At 40.2% G+C, this 20,181-nt stretch carries 21 protein-coding genes; 16 read left to right on the forward strand and 5 right to left on the reverse strand.

Features of this window, described 5'->3' with window-relative positions; translation table 11 throughout:
- Positions 1 to 217 precede the first annotated feature (217 nt).
- Positions 218 to 865 carry a glutathione S-transferase family protein gene (locus FH976_RS03860; protein WP_194089595.1) on the forward strand — a complete coding sequence of 216 codons (648 nt, stop codon included), beginning with the start codon at positions 218 to 220 and terminating at the stop codon, positions 863 to 865.
- A gap of 283 nt (positions 866 to 1,148) precedes the next feature.
- On the opposite strand, the gene FH976_RS03865 is transcribed toward FH976_RS03860, so the two are convergent.
- The 3 genes from FH976_RS03865 to aceB all read right to left on the reverse strand — a co-directional run bounded on the left by FH976_RS03865 (position 1,149) and on the right by aceB (position 4,069).
- The gene (locus tag FH976_RS03865) at positions 1,149 to 1,883 is read right to left on the reverse strand and encodes a GntR family transcriptional regulator (protein ID WP_194089596.1); all 735 of its coding nucleotides are present in this window, start codon (positions 1,881 to 1,883) and stop codon (positions 1,149 to 1,151) included.
- A gap of 56 nt (positions 1,884 to 1,939) precedes the next feature.
- A complete protein-coding gene (locus FH976_RS03870; RefSeq protein ID WP_194089597.1) occupies positions 1,940 to 2,368 on the reverse strand; it encodes a GlcG/HbpS family heme-binding protein in 429 nt (142 codons plus the stop codon).
- Between the two features lie 63 nt (positions 2,369 to 2,431).
- The gene (gene aceB, locus FH976_RS03875; RefSeq protein ID WP_407701625.1) at positions 2,432 to 4,069 is read right to left on the reverse strand and encodes a malate synthase A; all 1,638 of its coding nucleotides are present in this window, start codon (positions 4,067 to 4,069) and stop codon (positions 2,432 to 2,434) included.
- Positions 4,070 to 4,368: 299 nt separating this feature from the next.
- On the opposite strand from aceB, the gene gcl reads away from it, so the two are divergent.
- From gcl to add, 6 genes are all read left to right on the forward strand, one after another.
- Positions 4,369 to 6,144, forward strand: coding sequence for a glyoxylate carboligase (gene gcl, locus FH976_RS03880; RefSeq protein WP_194089599.1), 1,776 nt, complete (start codon positions 4,369 to 4,371; stop codon positions 6,142 to 6,144).
- A 127-nt stretch (positions 6,145 to 6,271) separates the two neighbouring features.
- Positions 6,272 to 7,051 carry a hydroxypyruvate isomerase gene (hyi, locus tag FH976_RS03885; protein ID WP_194089600.1) on the forward strand — a complete coding sequence of 260 codons (780 nt, stop codon included), beginning with the start codon at positions 6,272 to 6,274 and terminating at the stop codon, positions 7,049 to 7,051.
- A gap of 55 nt (positions 7,052 to 7,106) precedes the next feature.
- A complete protein-coding gene (locus FH976_RS03890; RefSeq protein WP_194089601.1) occupies positions 7,107 to 8,003 on the forward strand; it encodes a 2-hydroxy-3-oxopropionate reductase in 897 nt (298 codons plus the stop codon).
- Positions 8,004 to 8,414: 411 nt separating this feature from the next.
- The gene (locus tag FH976_RS03895) at positions 8,415 to 9,023 is read left to right on the forward strand and encodes a TetR family transcriptional regulator C-terminal domain-containing protein (RefSeq protein WP_194089602.1); all 609 of its coding nucleotides are present in this window, start codon (positions 8,415 to 8,417) and stop codon (positions 9,021 to 9,023) included.
- A 240-nt stretch (positions 9,024 to 9,263) separates the two neighbouring features.
- Complete coding sequence (locus tag FH976_RS03900; RefSeq protein WP_194089603.1) at positions 9,264 to 10,355, forward strand: NADH:flavin oxidoreductase/NADH oxidase; 1,092 nt, start codon at positions 9,264 to 9,266, stop codon at positions 10,353 to 10,355.
- Between the two features lie 388 nt (positions 10,356 to 10,743).
- Positions 10,744 to 11,883: an adenosine deaminase gene (gene add, locus FH976_RS03905; protein WP_194089604.1), complete on the forward strand. Its 1,140-nt coding sequence runs from the start codon at positions 10,744 to 10,746 to the stop codon at positions 11,881 to 11,883.
- A 104-nt stretch (positions 11,884 to 11,987) separates the two neighbouring features.
- On the opposite strand, the gene FH976_RS03910 is transcribed toward add, so the two are convergent.
- A complete protein-coding gene (locus tag FH976_RS03910; RefSeq protein ID WP_194089605.1) occupies positions 11,988 to 12,965 on the reverse strand; it encodes an integron integrase in 978 nt (325 codons plus the stop codon).
- 231 nt (positions 12,966 to 13,196) lie between these two features.
- Between FH976_RS03910 and FH976_RS03915 the strand changes: the two genes are divergently transcribed.
- Both FH976_RS03915 and FH976_RS03920 read left to right on the forward strand, forming a co-directional pair.
- Entirely contained in the window at positions 13,197 to 13,574 is a 378-nt protein-coding gene (locus FH976_RS03915) for a hypothetical protein (RefSeq protein WP_194089606.1), read from the forward strand.
- Positions 13,574 to 13,867 (forward strand): hypothetical protein, encoded by a 294-nt coding sequence (locus FH976_RS03920; RefSeq protein WP_194089607.1) that lies wholly within the window; start codon positions 13,574 to 13,576, stop codon positions 13,865 to 13,867. Before FH976_RS03915 ends, FH976_RS03920 begins: the two co-directional genes overlap by 1 nt.
- Before the next feature lie 114 nt (positions 13,868 to 13,981).
- On the opposite strand, the gene FH976_RS03925 is transcribed toward FH976_RS03920, so the two are convergent.
- Positions 13,982 to 15,181, reverse strand: a complete 1,200-nt coding sequence (locus tag FH976_RS03925) for an IS4 family transposase (RefSeq protein WP_194089608.1) — start codon at positions 15,179 to 15,181, stop codon at positions 13,982 to 13,984.
- A gap of 144 nt (positions 15,182 to 15,325) precedes the next feature.
- Between FH976_RS03925 and FH976_RS03930 the strand changes: the two genes are divergently transcribed.
- The 7 genes from FH976_RS03930 to FH976_RS03960 all read left to right on the forward strand — a co-directional run bounded on the left by FH976_RS03930 (position 15,326) and on the right by FH976_RS03960 (position 20,153).
- Entirely contained in the window at positions 15,326 to 15,733 is a 408-nt protein-coding gene (locus FH976_RS03930) for a hypothetical protein (protein WP_194089609.1), read from the forward strand.
- Between the two features lie 407 nt (positions 15,734 to 16,140).
- Positions 16,141 to 16,419, forward strand: coding sequence for a hypothetical protein (locus FH976_RS03935; RefSeq protein WP_194089610.1), 279 nt, complete (start codon positions 16,141 to 16,143; stop codon positions 16,417 to 16,419).
- A gap of 731 nt (positions 16,420 to 17,150) precedes the next feature.
- The gene (locus FH976_RS03940; RefSeq protein ID WP_194089611.1) at positions 17,151 to 17,300 is read left to right on the forward strand and encodes a hypothetical protein; all 150 of its coding nucleotides are present in this window, start codon (positions 17,151 to 17,153) and stop codon (positions 17,298 to 17,300) included.
- Between the two features lie 174 nt (positions 17,301 to 17,474).
- Complete coding sequence (locus FH976_RS03945; protein ID WP_194089612.1) at positions 17,475 to 17,753, forward strand: hypothetical protein; 279 nt, start codon at positions 17,475 to 17,477, stop codon at positions 17,751 to 17,753.
- A gap of 931 nt (positions 17,754 to 18,684) precedes the next feature.
- Positions 18,685 to 18,936, forward strand: coding sequence for a hypothetical protein (locus FH976_RS03950; protein ID WP_228767330.1), 252 nt, complete (start codon positions 18,685 to 18,687; stop codon positions 18,934 to 18,936).
- The gene (locus tag FH976_RS03955) at positions 18,927 to 19,175 is read left to right on the forward strand and encodes a hypothetical protein (RefSeq protein ID WP_194089614.1); all 249 of its coding nucleotides are present in this window, start codon (positions 18,927 to 18,929) and stop codon (positions 19,173 to 19,175) included. Before FH976_RS03950 ends, FH976_RS03955 begins: the two co-directional genes overlap by 10 nt.
- Positions 19,176 to 19,820: 645 nt before the next feature.
- Complete coding sequence (locus tag FH976_RS03960) at positions 19,821 to 20,153, forward strand: hypothetical protein (RefSeq protein ID WP_194089615.1); 333 nt, start codon at positions 19,821 to 19,823, stop codon at positions 20,151 to 20,153.
- Positions 20,154 to 20,181 lie beyond the last annotated feature (28 nt).

Consider the following 20,181-nt stretch of genomic DNA (forward strand, 5'->3'; position numbering starts at 1 on the left):
GTTGTAATCAAGCGCCAAATGGTGGTGGGGACGTTAAATTAGGCCTTAAAGTTTTCGGTATTATTGCAGTGATCGTTTTATTAATTGTTGTAATATTTGGTTGATTTACTTTAATTAAATTCTCGCTTATTCTGGATGAAATTCAAACGAAACAACCCATTTTATAGTCTTATAATGAAAGGGTTACTACAAAAAGATATCAACACAAGGAGTGTGAATGAAACTATATATAGGTAATCAAAATTATTCGAGTTGGTCTTTACGTGGCTGGCTTATTTTCGCCCAAAATAATATACAAGTAGATGTGGTTAAGTTGACCTTATTTACGGATGAATTTTATCAATCACTACAAGCGGTTTCACCGGCTGCCAAAGTGCCAGCTCTGGTGGATAATGATGTCGCTATTTGGGATTCATTAGCAATTTTAGAATACATAAATGAAAATGTTTTAGGTGGAAAAGCTTGGCCACAAAATCAATCGTTGCGTGGTAAAGCGCGTGCACTTGCTTGTGAAATGCATTCAGGGTTTAGCGCGCTTCGCAACGAGTTGCCAATGAATTGTCGTGCTATTCGAAAGGTAGATTTGAGTGATTTAGCCAAAAAGGATGTTGCACGAGTCGATGCCATGTGGTCTGAGCAAATGAAGCAGAACCCCAATGCTTGGTTGTTTGGTGAGTGGTCGATTGCTGATGCGATGTACGCACCTTTAGCATTGCGTTTTAAAACGTATCAAATTGAGTTGTCTGATCTTGCTCGGCAGTATCAAGAAAAAGTGCTTCAAAGTGAAGCCATTCAACAATGGTTGGCAGAGGCAAGCTTAGAGAATGATATTGTTGAAGAAGACGAAGCAGGTACAGATATTTAACTAACGTAATCGTAGTCGAAAAATACATCTTAGTCGCTTATACGGTAGTTACTCACACGGTAGTTACTCACACCTTAGTTGCTTACATCTTAGTTACTAAGGGGTAAAAAAGCTCAAGCCATCACTTCAAAATGGTGCTTGAGTCTTTTATTATTTCTATTTCTATTTCTATTTCTATTTCTATTGATATCGATAGTGTAGATACCATGAAATAAAAATAACCCTGATAGTTTTATGCACTATCAGGGTTTTAGATTTTGGATAAATTGTAGAATATGAGCACTTAAGCTCTTGAGCGAATTACATCTGAAAATACGACATGTAAGTCGCTGGATGTGGCATCATCATTTAAGTTCAAGTTAGCTCTAATATGCTGTAAATGGTGATCCATTAAGTGAAGCGCCTGCTCTTTATCACCCGATTCAATTGCATTTAATAAGTTTGTATGTTCGTCTTGTGAACAATTACTATTATTACTGCCTTCATATTGAGCGATAAGCAAAGAGGTTTGTGAAACCAAGCTGCGTAAAAAATGCAGCAAAGGGGCATTTTTAGCCATTTTAGCTAGCTCAATATGGAACTCACCGGATAAGCGAATACCTTTACCCACATCATTATTAGCAATGGCTTCATTTTCACTAATGACTAAATTACGCAATACTTGCAATTGAACTTGGTTACAGTTTTCTGTTGCGAGTTCAGTTACGGCAAGTTCTGCTATTTCTCGCGCTTTTAATATTTGAACCGCTTCATCAATGGTTGGCGCTGAAACAGTAGCGCCACGATTTGGTTTAATATCAACAACTTGCTCAAGCGATAGGCGTAAGAGGGCACGACGAATAATCGTGCGGCTTACCCCAAATATTTCACTTAATGATTCTTCATTGAGCTTGGTATTTGGTGGTAGGCGCTGCTCCAAAATCGCATCAAAGATGTAGCAGTACACCACATCATCTTGAGTTTGATTATTGGCCTTTGCCTGAATTTTAGTATTCGATAGTTTCGTTAATTTAGTCATGGCCTAATCTGCTGATATTCCAAAAATAATATTGTACATTATAGACACTATTTTACTTATGTATCTAATGAATACAACTTTGCATGCAAAATACCTTCCAGCGCACACTTTTCGTCCAAATCAGATAAGTCACCACTGATCCCGACCGCACCAATAATTTGATTAGTTTCTGTTTTGATCAGCAAACCACCAGGTACAGGAACGAGGTTGCCTTGAGCCAATACATTAATGGCTGAAATAAACGCCGGACGAATTTCCGCATCTTGTGCGAGTTTTCTCGATGAACATCCTAATGCTAATGCTCCCCATGCTTTTGCTGTGGCTATATCAGGCCGTAACATGCTTGAGCCATCTTGCCGCTGTAGGGAAACTAGTTTGCCACCACTGTCTAGTACAGCCACAGTGAGTGGGGCAGTTTTTAATGTAATACCAGCCTCAAATGCGCCTTGGGTGATATTTAAAGCCTGTTGTAGTGTCAAACTCATATTAGGTCCTTCATTGTTATAAGGGTTAAACCGATCATATTGAAACGGCTTAACCCAATTCCATTAACAAAGAAGTGAATAGCTCGGTAGAGTCAAGAACTCTGCAAAATCGTCTTGGGTCGATAGTGTATCGAACATCTTGGCCGTTTCTTCAAATCGTCCTTGAGCATAACGTTGCTCGCCAACTTCTTGTTTAATCGTGATTAGTTCTTCAGCCAACAAAGAGCGGAAATACGCCTCTGTTACAACTTGGCCATCGTCAAGTTTCACGCCGTGTTTGATCCATTGCCAAATTCCAGCGCGTGAGATTTCTGCAGTCGCGGCATCTTCCATCAAACCATAAATCGGGACGCAACCTACGCCACTAATCCAAGCTTCAATGTAATACAACGCGATGCGAATATTTTTGCGTAAGCCTTCTTCATTGCGAGGCCCAGTGCAAGGTTCTAACAGTTGCTGCGCGGTGATTTCGCCTACATAGCTGCTGTCGTAATCGATTTGGTTTATATTGCCATTTAATTTCTTCTCAAAAATGTCCATCACAATTTCGACAAGTTTTGGATGGGCAACCCAACCGCCATCGTGCCCGTTAGAGGATTCACGATCTTTATCATCTTCGACTTTAGCCCTAACTTGTGCCATGACCTCAGGATCAGCGTTTGGAATAAAGGCTGACATACCACCCATCGCGAGTGCGCCACGAGCATGACAAGTTTTCACTAATAGCTGGCTATAAGCATTTAAGAACGGTTTATCCATTCCAATGCTATGACGGTCGGGTAGGATGCGATCTTTATGATTTTTCAGCGTTTTAATATAGCTAAAAATATAATCCCAACGCCCACAGTTCATGGCGACAATATGTTCACGCATGACGTACAGCATCTCTTCCATTTGGAATACCGCTGGTAGGGTTTCAATCAATACTGTTGCTTTGATCGTGCCGCGTTCTACTGAGAAATAATCTTCAGTGAAAGTAAACACATCATCCCACCACTTGGCTTCTTCCATACTTTCTAGCTTAGGAATGTAGTAATACACGCCATCGCCTTTTTGAGCGCGAGTTTGGTAGTTATGGAAGAAATACAATGCGAAGTCCATTAAACAACCCGCAATTGGCTTATCATTATATTGGATGTGTTTTTCTGGAAGATGCAGGCCACGAGGGCGAGCTAATAACTGTGCAGGGTTACTGATTAAATCGTAACTTTTACCTTTCTTTTCATCAAAGTAACTAATAGTGCCAGCATTGGCATCTTTTAAGTTTACTTGTCCGTCAATCATGTTCTCCCAAGTAGGAGCAGACGCATCCTCAAAACAGCACATGAATACTTTTGCGCCAGAGTTGAGTGCGTTGATCACCATTTTACGATCAATTGGACCGGTAATTTCAACGCGACGATCTTGTAAAACCGCAGGGATCGGAGCGACTTTCCAGCTTTTATCTTGTCGAATATGCTGTGTATCAGCTCGAAAGTCAGGTAACTCACCATTATCAAATTGAGATTGGCGTTGACGACGCAACGCCATGACTTCATCTAACGGCGCGCTAAATTTGGTGACTAAAGCGTCCAAGAACTCTATCGCTGGTGGCGAAAAAATCGCTTGTTGCTGTGCGCTTTGTAGTGTGCCGATCACTTTTATGGCAGGGCTTTTATTCGATGCCGCTTCTTGTTCACGTTCCTCTGTTTTGTGCATAATTGTCTCCTTTATGTACATAGGAATGAGTGGTATTGTGTACATTAATGTTTTATATTTTTACTAGGTATATCCCTTTTTTAACATTAAATCAAAACATATTTAACGTAGTGTGATCATCATCTAAGCCTTTAAACCTACACTTCTACAACTATTTTATCTTTAAAAATAGTCACTTAATTAAAAAATCCCACATTGTATACAATTAATTTATTTTTTTATTTGCCAGTTAGCCCGATCTCTGCCTAAACTAAGTCATGTATTTTTTATTGTATACAATCTTAATTAAAAGGATTTAGATTATGGCGAAGATGAAAGCAATTGAAGCAGCAGTTGAAGTATTAAAGCGTGAAGGCGTCGATATTACCTTTGGTGTACCAGGTGCAGCGATCAATCCATTTTATGCGGCGATGAAAAAAATCGGTGGCATTGACCATGTATTGGCTCGCCACGTTGAAGGTGCTTCACACATGGCTGAAGGCTATACACGTACCAATGATAAAAATATCGGTGTGTGTATTGGGACTTCTGGCCCTGCGGGCACGGATATGATCACGGGCTTATACTCTGCTTCTGCGGACTCTATTCCAATTCTTTGTATTACTGGCCAAGCTCCACGTGCTCGTTTGCACAAAGAAGATTTCCAAGCAGTTGATATTGAATCTATTGCTAAACCAGTGACTAAGTGGGCTACCACGGTTTTAGAGCCAGCTCTAGTGCCACGAGTATTCCAACAAGCTTTCCATATTATGCGTTCTGGTCGTCCTGGCCCGGTACTTATCGATTTACCAATTGATGTTCAGTTAGCTGAAATTGAATTTGATATTGATACTTATGAGCCACTTGAACCATACCAACCAAGTGCGACTCGCGCTCAAGTTGAAAAAGCATTAACCATGCTGACCCAATCTGAAAAACCACTCATCGTTTCTGGCGGTGGCGTTATTAATGCTGGCGCGAGTGCTGAGCTACAAGAATTAGCTGAGCTGTTAAATGTTCCTGTTATTCCAACATTAATGGGGTGGGGCACGATCCCAGATAACCATGAATTGATGGCAGGTATGGTGGGGCTTCAAACTTCTCATCGTTACGGCAACGCGAGCATGTTGGCATCAGATTTTGTACTTGGCATTGGTAACCGTTGGGCGAATCGCCATACCGGTTCGGTGGATGTGTACACCGAAGGTCGTAAATTTGTGCATGTGGATATTGAACCGACTCAGATTGGTCGTGTGTTCTGTCCTGATCTTGGCATTGTGTCGGATGCAAAATCTGCTTTAACTTTGTTCCTTGAAGTGGCTAAAGAAATGAAAGCCGCTGGTCAGTTGAAAGATACTAGTGCTTGGGTCAGCGAGTGTATCGAACGTAAATCGAGCATGTTGCGTAAAACTCACTTTGACGAAGTACCAATGAAACCAATGCGTGTTTATGAAGAAATGAACCGTGCATTTGGTGAAGATACTTGTTATGTCAGCACCATCGGTTTGTCTCAAATCGCGGCAGCGCAATTCTTGCATGTTTATAAACCGCGTCATTGGATCAACTGTGGTCAAGCTGGCCCGTTGGGTTGGACAATCTCGGCTGCATTAGGGGTACGCGCAGCTGATCCAAAACGTCCAATTGTGGCGATTTCAGGTGACTATGATTTCCAATTTATGATTGAAGAATTAGCCGTTGGCGCACAATTCAATCTTCCTTATATCCACGTTGTAGTGAACAACTCTTACCTTGGTTTGATTCGTCAAGCGCAGCGTCAGTTTGATATTGATTACTGTGTTCAGCTTGCATTTGATAATCAAAATGCACCAGAAATGGAAGGCTATGGGGTTGATCATGTGGCAGTGGTTGAAGGTTTAGGCTGTAAAGCGATTCGTGTTCGTAAGCCAGAAGATGCCGCCGCTGCATTTGAAAAAGCGAAAGAACTAATGGCGAAACATCGCGTGCCTGTTGTGGTTGAATTCATTTTAGAGCGCGTAACCAACATCGCAATGGGCGTTGAAATTACCGGTGTAAACGAATTTGAAAGCCTAGCGGAAGGCAGTGATGATGCACCAACCGCCATTACTTTTAACCAATAGGTTTCAACGGATAGTTTTTAATCCGTAGTGATTAATTAACCCATTTACATTCTTTCATTTATAGAGCTTGTCATATCAATGGCAGGCTCTACGAAAAAAAGATTGAGCATAAAAAGAGGATTATATTATGCCTAAATTTGCGGCCAACTTATCGATGCTGTTTACCGAAGTCGATTTCTTGCAACGCTTTGGACAAGCAGCGGACGCTGGTTTTCAAGGGGTGGAATATTTATTCCCTTATGATTTTGAAGCCACAACGATTAAAAATGTTTTAGATACAAATCACTTAACTCAAGTGCTGTTTAATTTACCTGCGGGTGATTGGGCAGAAGGCGATCGTGGTATTGCGGTTGACCCTAAACGTGTTGAAGAGTTTCAACAAGGCGTTACCAAAGCGATTCAATACGCAAAAGTGCTGGAATGTACTCAAGTGAATTGTCTTGCTGGGATCGTGCCTGACGGTGTGAGTAATGAGCAAGCGGAAGAAACGTTTGTGTCAAATTTACGTTTTGCAGCGCAAGCCTTACAAGAAAATGGCATTAGTTTAATTATTGAAGCGATCAATACCCGTGATATTCTAGGGTTCTTCCTTAATAACACTAAGCAAGCATTAGATATTATTGCCAAAGTGGGCAGCGATAATCTTAACTTCCAATACGACATTTATCATATGCAAATTATGGAAGGCGATCTTGCGCCAACGCTTAGTGAGCATATTGGTCAAATACAGCATGTGCAGTTAGCAGATAACCCAGGTCGCAATGAGCCAGGAACGGGAGAGATTAACTATCCATTTTTGTTTAATCATCTTGATTCGATTGGCTATCAAGGTTGGATTGGTTGTGAATACAAACCGAAGACGACTACGCACGAAGGATTACGCTGGATGGATAATTTAGCGGTGTGATAAATCGCTTAAAGACATTTTAAGTTTATAAAATTAAAGAATTAAGGACAATATTATGACGACTCCAACAATTGCATTTATCGGTACGGGCATCATGGGTAAACCAATGGCCGTCAATTTACAAAAAGCAGGTTACTCGATTGTGGTAACAGATCACTTCGTTGCGCCACCACAAGAGTTGGTTGACGGCGGAGCAACGGTTGTACATAGCGGTAAGGAAGCGGCACAAGCAGCTGACATCATTATCACTATGGTGCCAAATACACCAGATGTTGCCGATGCACTGTTTGGTGACAACGGTATTGCTGAAGGTTTATCGGCTGGCAAACTTGTGATCGACATGAGCTCAATCGCACCGATTGAAACACAAGAATTCGCAAAACAAATTAAAGAAGCAGGCGCACAATATTTAGATGCACCGGTTTCTGGTGGTGAAGTTGGCGCAATCAATGCCACGCTAACCATTATGGTGGGTGGTGATGAATCTGCGTTTGAACAAGCGAAACCATTGTTTGAAATAATGGGTAAAAACATTACTTTAGTCGGTGATAATGGCGCAGGGCAAATCTGTAAAGTTGCCAACCAAATCATTGTGGCATTGAACATTGAAGCGGTATCTGAAGCGTTAGTGTTTGCTTCAAAAGCAGGCGCGGATCCGGCGCGTGTTCGTGACGCATTAATGGGTGGATTTGCTAACTCTAAAGTACTTGAAGTGCACGGTGAGCGTATGGTGAAAGGTACGTTTGATCCTGGCTTTAGAATTTCACTGCATCAAAAAGATTTAAACTTAGCTTTAACGGGTGCAAAACAGTTAGGTCTTGAGTTACCTAATACAGCAAGAACCCAAGAATTGTTTGGTGATTGTGCAGAAATGGATGGTTCTAACTGGGATCACTCGGCGTTGATCAAAGCAATCGAAAAACTAGGTAACCATAATATCCGAGGTGAATAAGTATACTTATTTATCCTATTATTTTTAATATTTCTAGTTTAGAAATGGCAGGTTATTAGTCATGTACTGGACTGTCACTTTGGTCTGTTTGGGAGCATATCAAGGTGATTACTAATAACTTGTTTTAACGCACGATTTCGTCTCCTTTGAGTGCGCCCCGAGTAACTAGGTTAGTGGTAAATACGTTTCTGCTTTAATTTAATAAGCAATAACGAATGAATGGAATTTGTGTGCTTCCTTTCATATTTATCATCCTGGTTATCTCGGGATTTTTTGCGTATTCCTTTTAAAAAGAAAGACTTTGTATAGATACAGATAACAAAATTTTGAGAAAAAGAAGGATTTTTTTGTCAGCTATGTTAAAACATCTCACGGTATACATTGTGATAGTCAACTAGTGAGGAATAGATAGTGGCAAAAGTACGAGAGCGTAATCAACATGCCATTATAGAAGCCGCTAGTCAGCACTTTGCTAAATACGGTTATGCTGCCACGAAAGTTGCCGACATTGCTAAAGAAGCGAATATTCCAAAGCCCAATATCTACTATTACTACACCTCAAAAGATAACCTGTATCGCGCGGTATTAGAAAGCGTGACAGCACCACTTCTTAAATCCTCGCTACCTATTCAAGTGCTTGATAATCCGAAAGAAGCGCTGACTGAATACATTAAAACCAAATTAATTATTTCACGCGATCATGCTCATGCCTCCAAAGTTTTTGCCAATGAAGTGATGTCTGGTGGCACGTCTTTACCGAAAGATATTGAAGATGAACTGCAACAGCAATCTGAAATGATCCTAGCCAAATTTAATTCATGGATGAGCCAAGGTTTGATGGAGAAAGTGTCTGCCCACCATCTTATGTTTACCATTTGGGCGGCGACGCAAACTTACGCTGATTTCGGCTGGCAGATCTGTCGTGTGTTAGATAAAAAGAAGTTATCTCGACAAGATTACGATGAAGCGGCTGAATTCCTAACAACGATTATTTTAAAAGGGTGTGGTGTTAAGAACTGATAGCCACTTTGCTGTTCGTTTATAAACAGCTGTTTATCAGCATTTATTTATAAGGATTTACTCATAAGTATCTATCTATAAATATCGGTATATAAATATTCATCTTAAGCATTCCTGCCGTTACTTACATTCTTAAAAGATATATTAACTATCCATTAATGTCATTTCAGTCATCTTTGATCTGGCGCTATTATGCTGACTTCTTCGTTGAACATTCTCAATTGAAAAAGGTAAGCATAAATGTCTGCATTATTTAACTCATTCGCATTAAAAGATGTTGTCTTAAAAAACCGTCTTGCCGTTCCACCAATGTGCCAATACAGCGCTGAAAATGGCGTTGCTAATCAATGGCATGATATTCATTACGCTGGACTTGCGCGAGGTGGCGCAGGTTTAGTTATTCTTGAAGCCACAGCGGTGTCACCAGAAGGTCGTATTAGCCCAAATTGTTTAGGCATTTGGAATGATGAACAAGCGGTAGCTTTGGCAAAAATCGCTGAAAGTATCAAAGTTAACGGCAGTGTGGCGGGTATTCAAATTGCGCATGCCGGTCGTAAAGCCAGCGCTAATCGTCCGTGGGATGGTGATGATCATATTGCTAACGATCAACCAAAAGGCTGGCAAACCATTGCGCCTTCTGCGATTGCATTCGGTGGTGGAAATTTAGAAAAAGTGCCAACAGAAATGAGCATTGCCGATATTGAACGTGTAAAGCAAGATTTTGTCGATGGTGCTAAACGTGCATTAGATGCTGGTTTTGAATGGTTAGAGTTACACTTTGCTCATGGTTATTTGGCGCAAAGTTTTTTCTCGGCGCACTCGAATCAACGCACCGATCAATACGGTGGCAGCGCTGAAAACCGCGGTCGTTTCTTACTGGAAACCTTTGCAGCTGTTCGCGCCGTTTGGCCAGAAAATTTGCCGCTTACCATTCGTTTTGGCGTATTGGAATTCGATGGTCGCGATGAAGAAACCTTGCAAGAATCGATCGCGCTGTTAAGCCAAATGAAAGAACAAGGTTTGGATATGGTAAGTGTGAGCGTTGGATTTTCAACACCAAGCGCGCAAGTTCCGTGGGGGCCTGCCTTCTTAGCACCAATCTCTGAGCGAGTGCGTAAAGAAACCGGTTTGCCAGTAGCGTCTGCATGGGGAATTGATAAACCAGAAGATGCCAATCGAGTAGTAGAAGAAGATCAAATGGATGTGGTGATGATGGGTAAAGCGTATTTAGCTGATCCGCATTACACTTATCGTTTAGCCAAAGCGTTGAATGTGGATAAGCCATCATGGATCTTGCCTGCGCCATACGCACATTGGTTAGAGCGCTATTAATGAGATCGCTATTCGTTAATGAACTATTCGTTAGCTAAAGTATTTTAGTATTCATCGTTGTTCATTTAAATCCAGAGCTTGTACTACGAGCGCTGGATTTTTTATATCTTCACTTTTCACTTTTCACTTTTCACTTTTCACTTTTCACTTTTCACTTTTCACTTTTCGTACTTGAAGTTAAAGTCAAAGTTAACGCTAAAGCTAGAGCTTTGTTGCAGTGTTCGCTAACTTGATAAGGTTCTCTTAATTGACAGGGCTCTATAAATTACAAGGGTATCGTTTGCATTTTGAAGCCAGGCAAACTTTGCTTTTTATACTATTGCCAATTACTCAATTATTGGTATGGTGCTGCCGTTATTCTTCATCCATTAAATAAGGCCCAGCGATTATGAGTACACAACTTCCTAAAGTGATCTTACATGAACATATTGAAGGTTCGGTAACCCCTGAGCTGGCCGCTATTCTAGCCCAAAAACATAATGTCACTTTACCAAGCGATTTCCTCTATCCCGAAGGGCAATACGATAAAAGCGATTTTCCTAATGGACGTTATCAATATGATGAATCGGATTTTGGGGCTTTCGTTACTGCTTATGATGTAGTGGCAGATTTAGTTCGTGATGCAGATGATTATTACTTGGTGATGAAAGATTATTTAACCCGTAATGCTGAGCAAGGTTTGGTGTATTGCGAAATGATCACCTCGGCTTTTCATATGTGTCACAACGAAGAGAGCAACACATTAGATGCCGTTCGTTACCATGGTTTAATGGATGGCATTTTGCGCGCAATCAATGAAGTAAAAGCCAAATATGGCACCGAAACTCGTTTGCATGCGTGTGGTGTTCGTCATTTGAGCCTTGATGAATTTAAAATGAGCGCTGATTTTGTGGCAGCGCAGCCTCGCAGTGAAGTGACGGGTTTTAATATTGCGGGCAATGAAATGGCTGGTGAATTTACCGATTTCAATTATGCCCATCAGCTGGTGGCTCAAATTCCTCTGCAAAAATCGTATCATGCTGGTGAAATTCGTGGCCCTGAAAGTATCCGTGATGCATTAGCGTGTGGCGCAAAACGTATTGGGCATGGTATTGCAGCGATTAAAGATCCTGCGCTAATTCAAGCGCTAATCGATGAGCAAATCACGCTGGAAGTCGCGCCGACCAGTAACCGAATTTTGGTGACTGAATTTGAACAGTCTTTAGATCAGCACCCATTGCGTCGTTTGTATGAGGCAGGCGTTCGTTTGTCTATTAATACTGATGATGCTGGTTTGTTTGGGACTGATGTGGCTAAAGAATATCGTTTAGCTGAAGAGGTATTTGGTTTCAACCGAGTCGAATTATTAGATGTCACCTTGTGCGCTTTAGAGGCGGCATTTGTTGATGATGAGACTAAGCAGCGTTTAATTGCTCAAGTTTATACTCAGTTCAGTCAGCAAGATTGGCGGAACTTAAATACCCATTGCCAAACGTTAGCTGATGGTGCATTAAAGCAACGCTTGCAAGCGAGATTGACTCAGCAATAAGGTTTGGGATTAGATTTCGTTAGAATTAATAACAACTCAAAACGTCGACTGAATCAACGTTTTTTTGTGATTCATTTGTTTGCTTAAATAAAACATTTAGATGGTTACTTTTGAAACCCGGCCAAACGAGAAAGAGGGCTGAGCACACCACTGGCACCTCTTTCTAATACATGAGTATAAATCTGAGTCGTTTTCACATCTGAATGCCCAAGCTGCTCTTGAACTGTTCGAATGTCAGCTCCAGATTCTAGCAAGTGGGTTGCAAACGAATGCCTAAGCGTATGACATGATACCTTCTTATTAATTTGAGCAAGTTTTGAAGCGCGTTTAATCTCTTTTTGTAGTGATGAAGCATCAATATGATGTCGTCGTAATTTCTTACTCTGAGGGTCCACACTTAGCTTTTGAGAAGGAAATAAATACTGCCACTTTAGATCTTTGGGCGCGTTGGGGTATTTTCTATCCAATGCCGTTGGCAGCCAAACACCCGCAAAACTTGTATTTCGCATATCTAAAGTGAAATATTGCTCAACTATTTTTTGCTGTGCTTGTAGGTGAGGATAAAGCTCTTTGGCGAGTGTAACCGTCCGATTTTTATTTCCTTTCCCTTGCCAAATTTTGAGCGCGCCATAATCGTAATCAATATCATCATACCTTAATCGTAGCGCTTCCATTAACCGTAAACCACTGCCGTATAAAAGTTGGGCCAGTAACAAATATTTGGGTTGAATTTGAAATAACAATAACTGTATTTCTGTTTGGGTTAGCACGACAGGAAGTTTAGGTGAAACCGAAGAGCGCTTAAATTTCATATCTAAGCTTAACGGCCTTTCGACAATATGCTGATATAAAAAGGTGATTGAATTTAGCGCGGTAGCCTGAGTTTTTACTGATACATTTTTCACTGTAACCAATTGAGTGAGATATTGTTCTACCTCTGCATCACCCATTGTATTGGGATGTCGTTTATTGTGAAAAAGTATAAATTGTTTAATCCAGTATAAGTAAGTTTGAACCGTCCTTAACGCATAATGGCGAGACAACATATAATCATGGATGTATGTCAAAAATTCAGATTTCATCGCCCTTTAAACCTATGTATGTTTAACCAGTGCTGATATATTAGTCAAAGTCATCAAGCAATATGGATTTTTTCTGTCTAGTCATGGTGTTATGTTTTAAAAGTAGAGCTAGCATCTTGTTATTAAAATAAATGTTTGTACGATTCTAATAAATGAGAAAAGATAGACAGATTGGATAGATGGATGGTTTCTGTCTATTAAGCGTTAGAAAATTTAAGGAGCAACATGTAGATGTTTCAACAGTCAGGAAGTTCTGCTGAAAGTGCGGCACAATCATTACATGTCAAAAGTGCATTAAATCCTATGCTGTGGTTGACAGGCATAGCAACGCCTATATTTCTTACTGGTTCATACGCTCTGCGTGACTCTAGCCCCGCTTTTGAAATTTTAATATTTTCCGGAGTACTTCCTGTTGTAGTTACTTGTTTGGGTTTTGTATATTTTGCTTTATTTAAGAGTGAAAAACTGCAGTCTGAAGATTATCAAATAAGACATGAGTCCTTGCAAATTATTCAACAAAAAATTGGTACTATTGAAATGCCTTATACGTCAATTGAAAATATTGTTAATCCCAAAGCTAAGCAGGTAAATAATGGAGGGGAGCAGTAATGGGAGTCTTTTTAATTACATTTTTCTCACCAATACCGCCTGTTATTAATAGGGATGAAATACTAGATTACCTAAATACGCAAAGTATTATTAAGAACTGGTATGCAGTGTCGCCAAATGCAATATTAGTTGTTTGTGAGTTTGGTATTCCAGAAATAACTAAGATTATAACCGATAGATTTTCTAATTGTTTAACATGTTTAATTACTGATGCTAATCAAGCCAATGGGTTAGCCAATCAAGAGGTGTGGGATTTTATCAATAATCCTCAATCATCAGGTCGGTGGGGCTAAATTTCTAACAAAAAAATAAATTGGACGGTTGGGGCTTAGCATTTTAGGTTGTAGGTTTGGCGCGCTTTGTTGGTAAAGTGGGTTCGCCAATTATTTAAGCGCTGACGGATCCCCTCATATTTTGCCTAGCCCAGCGTTGTGTGTTAATCGCTGATATTCCAATATTGCCCACTGATATTGGGATTCATTGATTTGATATCGTCGGTGATCTCGAACCTCACGACCTAACCTAGGGATTGATAGGACTCTTCGGTGCTTGATACTATTCGCTTGAAAGTCAAAGTGCCACTTGGATTGAATGGCGGCTAAGCCATTCCACCACATTAAAATTTCTGCCAGCAATGCAATGAGTAACAGAATATCTAAACGCTTTGTACTGCGGGTTCGATTATGTCGAAGTGCGATGCCATAGGCTGTACTTTTTAGATCTCGGAATGACTCTTCAATTTGCATTCTCTTCGCGTATAAATTAACGATTTGAACTTCATTGAGCACATGTCTCGATATGTTGGTGGCCAATAACCAAGGCTCCTTTGCGCTGCGTTGATATAGATGAGTGGCAGAATGCTTCTGGCTTGTCCGACTATGACGTTTTGCTTTTCGTCCCTTTTCTAACCCTTTATAAAGATAAGCTTCACAGGCAAGCGAGGTCCGTCTAGCCAATAAGCAACGACCCAGATAGATTGGTTTATTACTCGCGTCAGGGTAGACCGTTTTATTCGATACCCAAGTTTTATTGGGTTGCTTTAAAGAGACATCACCTCGCACTCTTCCAAGCCAAAACCAGCCTTTATCTTCTACTTGTCGAAACCATGTGTTCCTAAATCCCGCATCGGACACAATGATAGGCGATGCTTCGTGAGGCAATATTGTCGACAAAGTATCGAGAAATTGTTGATGACTTTTAGGCGAGTTATAGTGTTGATATTCAAATACTTGTTCATAAAGTGTCACCGCTCGCCCATCCAACACAACGGAGGCGCGGAGCGTCATATATCTCAGTTGTTCGCGAACATCCGACCAGTCGACAAGAATAACCGGGCAAGGATTTGCCCGAGTAATTAACTGGGCATGCCATTTATAAATGTCTTCTTTTTCTCGATGTAATTGATGATTACCCAGCAGTCTATCAATGCGTTTAATCGAATGCTTTACCGTCGTATTGGTGTCGAGTTTTCGGCCTAACTTGGTTAACGTAAGATCAGCGCCACTGAGAACGCTTTTGGTCGCAAGTATCAGAGAATCAAGTCGTTTTTTGTGAATGTTGGGGCAGTGATTTTGGATAGATTGTTGTAGAATCTGAATATCGCGCATCGTTATCTCCAATTGATCGAAGTGTTTGTTTGGCGATAATCATTAGATCAAAGGTAGCGATGCGTGTCTACTTCATTGTTTATATTATAAATTATGAGGGGATTCGTAAGATTTAAGCGTTATGTTTACGAGGTTTATATTTAAGTGTATTTATTCAAAGCATTATTCTTCTTGCTCTTCAGTAAGGAGCGTTTTGGGGACCATGCAAAACAGATTATGGGTAATGAGTATGATATTGAACGAAGAGATATTGAAGTTAAAGGGCTACGCGCTGGCTTTTGGTTTTCATTATTAACGACGATCGTGATTCTTGTATTTGTCTTATCTGTAGGTTTTTGGGTTGGGAAGCTAGATCTCCAAGAGGAAATTAATTGGGTTAGCATTTTTAACTTTTTTGGAGCAGCTCTTACTGGTTGGGCAACATTATTTGCTCTAGGAAACAAGTTTGAAACATACGGAGGTAAAGCTATTGGCGATTTATTGCCTCCGTTTATTTTCAAAGTCATATTCGTCCCTGGTTTGTTCTGTTTATTGCTGGGAGCATTAGGTTAATAAACATAACAAATTACTTAAATGGACACTTAGAGTTTGCCATTTTTGGTATAAAGTATGGAATTCGTTGGTAGCTTGTCGAAAGGTGCCATTTAGTAAAGCGTTATGAAGCTGATGAAAAGCATGAGTTTTTTGGTGGTTTAGTTCATCAAAATTTTAAAGTTGAGCTGTTCAATTTAACGCTATTTTTTGTTGTGACTTGGTTTGGTTCTTTGGTGTTGAGCGCCGTTTAAATTCAACTAAAAACTAATATGCCAACAAACTTTTTCGTTCTCAAAATATCATCAAGTGCCAATTATTTGGTGGTGACTTTTGTGGGCGACGCAACGTTGTTAAAGTACGTTTCCTAATCGCTGAAATTATATTTTTGGTCAGTTTTGTGGGTCATCAGCACGGCGTTATTTCAGATGGTTTATCGTGTGCTTTGGGTTTTGTGCCACGGTTGGGAAGCGCCTTTCATAACAAAAAAATTAAATGGACGCATGGAGCTTGGCTGTTTTGGTTTGAAGTTTCGTGTGTTTGGCAAGTTTAACTGGAAGCGCCATTTATTATGGCGTTATGAAGCTGAAGAAAAACATGAATTTTTTGGTGGTTTAGTTCATCCAAATTTGAAAGTTGAGCGGTTCAATTTAACGTTATTTTTTGCTGTAACTTGGTTTGGTTCTTTGGCGTCGAGCGCCGTTTGAGTTCAACTAAAAACTAATATGCCAATTAGCCTTTTCGTTCTCAATATTTCACCAAGTGGCAATTGTTTGGTGGTGACTTTTGTAGGTGGCGCAACGTTGTTAAAGTACGTTTTTTAATCGCTGAAATTGGGTTTTTGGTGAGTTTCGTGGGTCATCAGCACGGCGTTATTTCAGATGGTTTATAGTGTGCTTTGGGTTTTGTGCCACGGTTGGGAAGCGCCTTTCATAACAAAAAAATCAAATGGACGCATGGAGCTTGGCTGTTTTGGTTTGAAGTTCTGTGCATTTGGCAAGTTTAACTGGAAGCGCCATTTATTGTGGCGTTAGAACGTGTTCGTATTTTTAAGGTTTAAACTCTCCATAAATAGCTAGTTTTCCTGCCAATTAGCACAAGTTTCTCAACCCATTCGTTCCGTGTTTTTCGCTTCGTGATTTCAACTTTCAATGTAGCTTTTTCGAAAGTCGCGTTTGAGTTTGCTATCTGGTTTTTGGTCGGTTTCGTGGTTGTTAATCGTTGAAAGTCTCGTAACCAAGTTCGTCCATTTTTCGTTTTTATTTCAGCTTGATCCCATAAATGTCATTAACCGTTTGAGTAAAATGGGTTTCTTTAATATTTTATTGGGGCGGCCAAGCCGCGTTGAGTTTCGTGGTGTTCTAACAAAAAAATAAATTGGACGTTTGGAGCTTGGCTGTTTTGGTTTTAGGTTTGGCGCGCTTTGCTAGTTAAGTGGATGCGCCAATTATTTAAGCGTTATGAAGCTGATGAAAAGCATGAGTTTTTTGGTGGTTTAGTTCATCAAAATTTGAAAGTTGAGCTGTTCAATTTAACGCTATTTTTTGTTGTGACTTGGTTTGGTTCTTTGGTGTTGAGCGCCGTTTAAATTCAACTAAAAACTAATATGCCAATTGGCTTTTTCGTTCTCAAAATATCATCAAGTGGCAATTATTTGGTGGTGACTTTTGTAGGCGGCACAACGTTGTTAAAGTAAGTTTTCTAATCGCTGTAATTCGGTTTTTGATTAGTTTTGTGGGTCATCAGCACGGCGTTATTTCAGATGGTTTATCGTGTGCTTTGGGTTTTGTGCCACGGTTGGGAAACGCCTTTCATAACAAAAAAATTAAATGGACGCATGGAGCTTGGCTGTTTTGGTTTGAAGTTCGGTGTGTTTGGTAAGTTTAACTGGAAGCGCCATTTATTGTGGCGTTATGAAGCTGATGAAAAGCATGAGTTTTTTGGTGGTTTAGTTCATCAAAACTTTAAAGTTGAGCGGTTCAATTTAACGCTATTTTTTGTTGTGACTTGGTTTGGTTCTTTGGTGTTGAGCGCCGTTTAAATTCAACTAAAAACTAATATGCCAACAAACTTTTTCGTTCTCAAAATATCATCAAGTGCCAATTATTTGGTGGTGACTTTTGTGGGCGACGCAACGTTGTTAAAGTACGTTTCCTAATCGCTGAAATTATATTTTTGGTCAGTTTTGTGGGTCATCAGCACGGCGTTATTTCAGATGGTTTATCGTGTGCTTTGGGTTTTGTGCCACGGTTGGGAAGCGCCTTTCATAACAAAAAAATTAAATGGACGCATGGAGCTTGGCTGTTTTGGTTTGAAGTTTCGTGTGTTTGGCAAGTTTAACTGGAAGCGCCATTTATTATGGCGTTAGAACGTGTTCGTATTTTCAAAGTTTTAGCTATTCAACAGTGGTTGGTTTTTCTACCAATTAGCTCAAGTTTCTCAACCCATTCGTTCTGTGTTTTTCGCTTCGTGACTTTAACTTTCAATGTGGCTTTTTCGACAGTCGCGTTTGAATTATGGGTCTGGTTTTTGGGAGTTTCGTGGTTGTTAATCGCGGAAAATATCGTAACCAAGTTCGTCCATTTCACGTTTTTTATTTCAGCTTGATCCCATAAATGTCATTAACCGTTTGAGTAAAATGGGTTTCTTTAATATTTTATTGGGGCGGCCAAGCCGCATAGAGTTTCGTGGTGTTCTAACAAAAAAATAAATTGGACGTTTGGGGCTTGGCTGTTTTGGTTTTAGGTTTGGCGCGCTTTGCAAGTTGAGTGGGTGCGCCAATTATTTAAGCGTTAGAACGTATTCGTATTTTCAAGGCTTTAGCTATCCAAAAGTGGTTGGCGTTTCTGCCAATTAGCTTAAGTTTCTCAACCCATTCGCTCTGTGTTTTTCGCTTCGATATTTCAGCTTTCACGTGGCTTTTGTGAAAGTCGCGTTTGAATTTTCCATCTGGCTTTTGGTGGGTTTCGTGGTTGTTAATCGTTGAAAGTATCGTAGCCAAGTTCGTCTATTTTTCGTTTTTATTTCAACTTGATCCCATAAATGTCATTAACCGTTTGAGTAAAATGGGTTTCTTTAATATTTTATTGGGGCGGTCAAGCCGCTTGAACATTCGTGGTGTTCTAACAAAAAAATCAAATGGACGCATGGAGCTTGGCTGTTTTGGTTTGAAGTTTTGTGTGTTTGGTAAATTTAACTGGAAGCGCCATTTATTGTGGCGTTAGAACGTATTCGTATTTTCAAGGTTTTAGTTGTTCAAAAGCGGTTGGTGTTTCTGCCAATTAGCCCAAGTTTCTCAACTCATTCGTTCGGTGTTTTTCGCTTCGATGCTTTATCTTTCAATGTGACTTTTTCGACAGCCGCGTTTGAATTGTGCGTCTGGTTTTTGGTGAGTTTCGTGGTTGTTAATCGCGGAAAATATCGTAACCAAGTTCGTCCATTTTCCGTTTTTATTTCAGCTTGATCCCATAAATGTCATTAACTGTTTGAGTTAAAATGGTTTATTTAATATTTTATTGGGGCGGCCAAGCCGCATAGAGTTTCGTGGTGTTCTAACAAAAAAATAAATTGGACGGTTGGGGCTTGGCATTTTGGGTTTTAAGTTCGGCGGGCTTTGTTGGTAAAGTGGGTACGCCAATTATTTAAGCGTTAGAACGTATTCGTATTTTCAAGGTTTAAGTTGTTCAAAAGCGGTTGGTTTCTCTGTCAATTAGCCCAAGTTTCTCAACCCATTCGTTCGGTGGTTTTCGCTTCGTGATTTTAACGTTCAATGTAGCTTTTTCGAAAGTAGCGTTTGAGTTTGCCATCTGGTTTTGGGCTAGTTTTGTAGTTGCGAATTGCTGGCAATATCGTAGCCAAGTTCGTCCATTTTTCGTTTTTATCTCAACTTGATCCCATAAATGTGATTAACCGTTTGAGTAAAATGGGCTTCTTTAATACTTTATTGGGGCGGTCAAGCCGCTTGAACATTCTTGGTGTTCTAACAAAAAAATAAATTGGACGTTTGGAGCTTGGTATTTTGGGTGATAGGTTTGGTGCGCTTGGTTAGTAAAGTGGGTTCGCCAATTATTTAAGCGTTAGTGCCACTACATAAAGGAGAGAAATCCGCATGAGTTCAATTGTAGATTACATGGAAGATCTGGAATCAAGGAAAGCACTTGCATCCGTTCTAGAATATCTTTTGGAATGTGACATGATCGAAGATGATCGTGCACGAGGTATAAGCCGACAAATCATAGGCGAACAAACCCTAGATAACCTTACAGAGAAACAAATATATCGCTATAACCAAGATGTTCTTCATCTTGTTGAAGTCGCTTGCGATGGTCATTGCGCTGGCTCTATAGATATTCACGACTTAGTAAATGCATATGGTCGTGACATGGAGCTAGGCGGCACTTATTGTCAGCATTGTATGTATGATATTGAAAATCAGCACTAACAAGGCCAATCACAAACGCCAGCAAGCT

The organism is Vibrio hibernica, from assembly GCF_015223435.1.
GTDB classification, from domain to species: Bacteria; Pseudomonadota; Gammaproteobacteria; order Enterobacterales; family Vibrionaceae; genus Vibrio; species Vibrio hibernica.

Coding starts and splice junctions, on each gene's coding strand:
- FH976_RS03900 (WP_194089603.1), top strand. CDS start 9,264: ATGTCTGCATTATTTAACTCATTCGCATTAAAAGATGTTGTCTTAAAA.
- FH976_RS03960 (WP_194089615.1), top strand. CDS start 19,821: ATGAGTTCAATTGTAGATTACATGGAAGATCTGGAATCAAGGAAAGCA.
- hyi (WP_194089600.1), top strand. CDS start 6,272: ATGCCTAAATTTGCGGCCAACTTATCGATGCTGTTTACCGAAGTCGAT.
- FH976_RS03910 (WP_194089605.1), bottom strand. CDS start 12,965: ATGAAATCTGAATTTTTGACATACATCCATGATTATATGTTGTCTCGC.
- FH976_RS03865 (WP_194089596.1), bottom strand. CDS start 1,883: ATGACTAAATTAACGAAACTATCGAATACTAAAATTCAGGCAAAGGCC.
- FH976_RS03870 (WP_194089597.1), bottom strand. CDS start 2,368: ATGAGTTTGACACTACAACAGGCTTTAAATATCACCCAAGGCGCATTT.
- FH976_RS03920 (WP_194089607.1), top strand. CDS start 13,574: ATGGGAGTCTTTTTAATTACATTTTTCTCACCAATACCGCCTGTTATT.
- FH976_RS03890 (WP_194089601.1), top strand. CDS start 7,107: ATGACGACTCCAACAATTGCATTTATCGGTACGGGCATCATGGGTAAA.
- FH976_RS03925 (WP_194089608.1), bottom strand. CDS start 15,181: ATGCGCGATATTCAGATTCTACAACAATCTATCCAAAATCACTGCCCC.
- FH976_RS03915 (WP_194089606.1), top strand. CDS start 13,197: ATGTTTCAACAGTCAGGAAGTTCTGCTGAAAGTGCGGCACAATCATTA.
- add (WP_194089604.1), top strand. CDS start 10,744: ATGAGTACACAACTTCCTAAAGTGATCTTACATGAACATATTGAAGGT.
- FH976_RS03940 (WP_194089611.1), top strand. CDS start 17,151: ATGCGCCAATTATTTAAGCGTTATGAAGCTGATGAAAAGCATGAGTTT.
- FH976_RS03860 (WP_194089595.1), top strand. CDS start 218: ATGAAACTATATATAGGTAATCAAAATTATTCGAGTTGGTCTTTACGT.
- FH976_RS03945 (WP_194089612.1), top strand. CDS start 17,475: ATGGTTTATCGTGTGCTTTGGGTTTTGTGCCACGGTTGGGAAACGCCT.
- gcl (WP_194089599.1), top strand. CDS start 4,369: ATGGCGAAGATGAAAGCAATTGAAGCAGCAGTTGAAGTATTAAAGCGT.
- FH976_RS03935 (WP_194089610.1), top strand. CDS start 16,141: ATGGTTTATCGTGTGCTTTGGGTTTTGTGCCACGGTTGGGAAGCGCCT.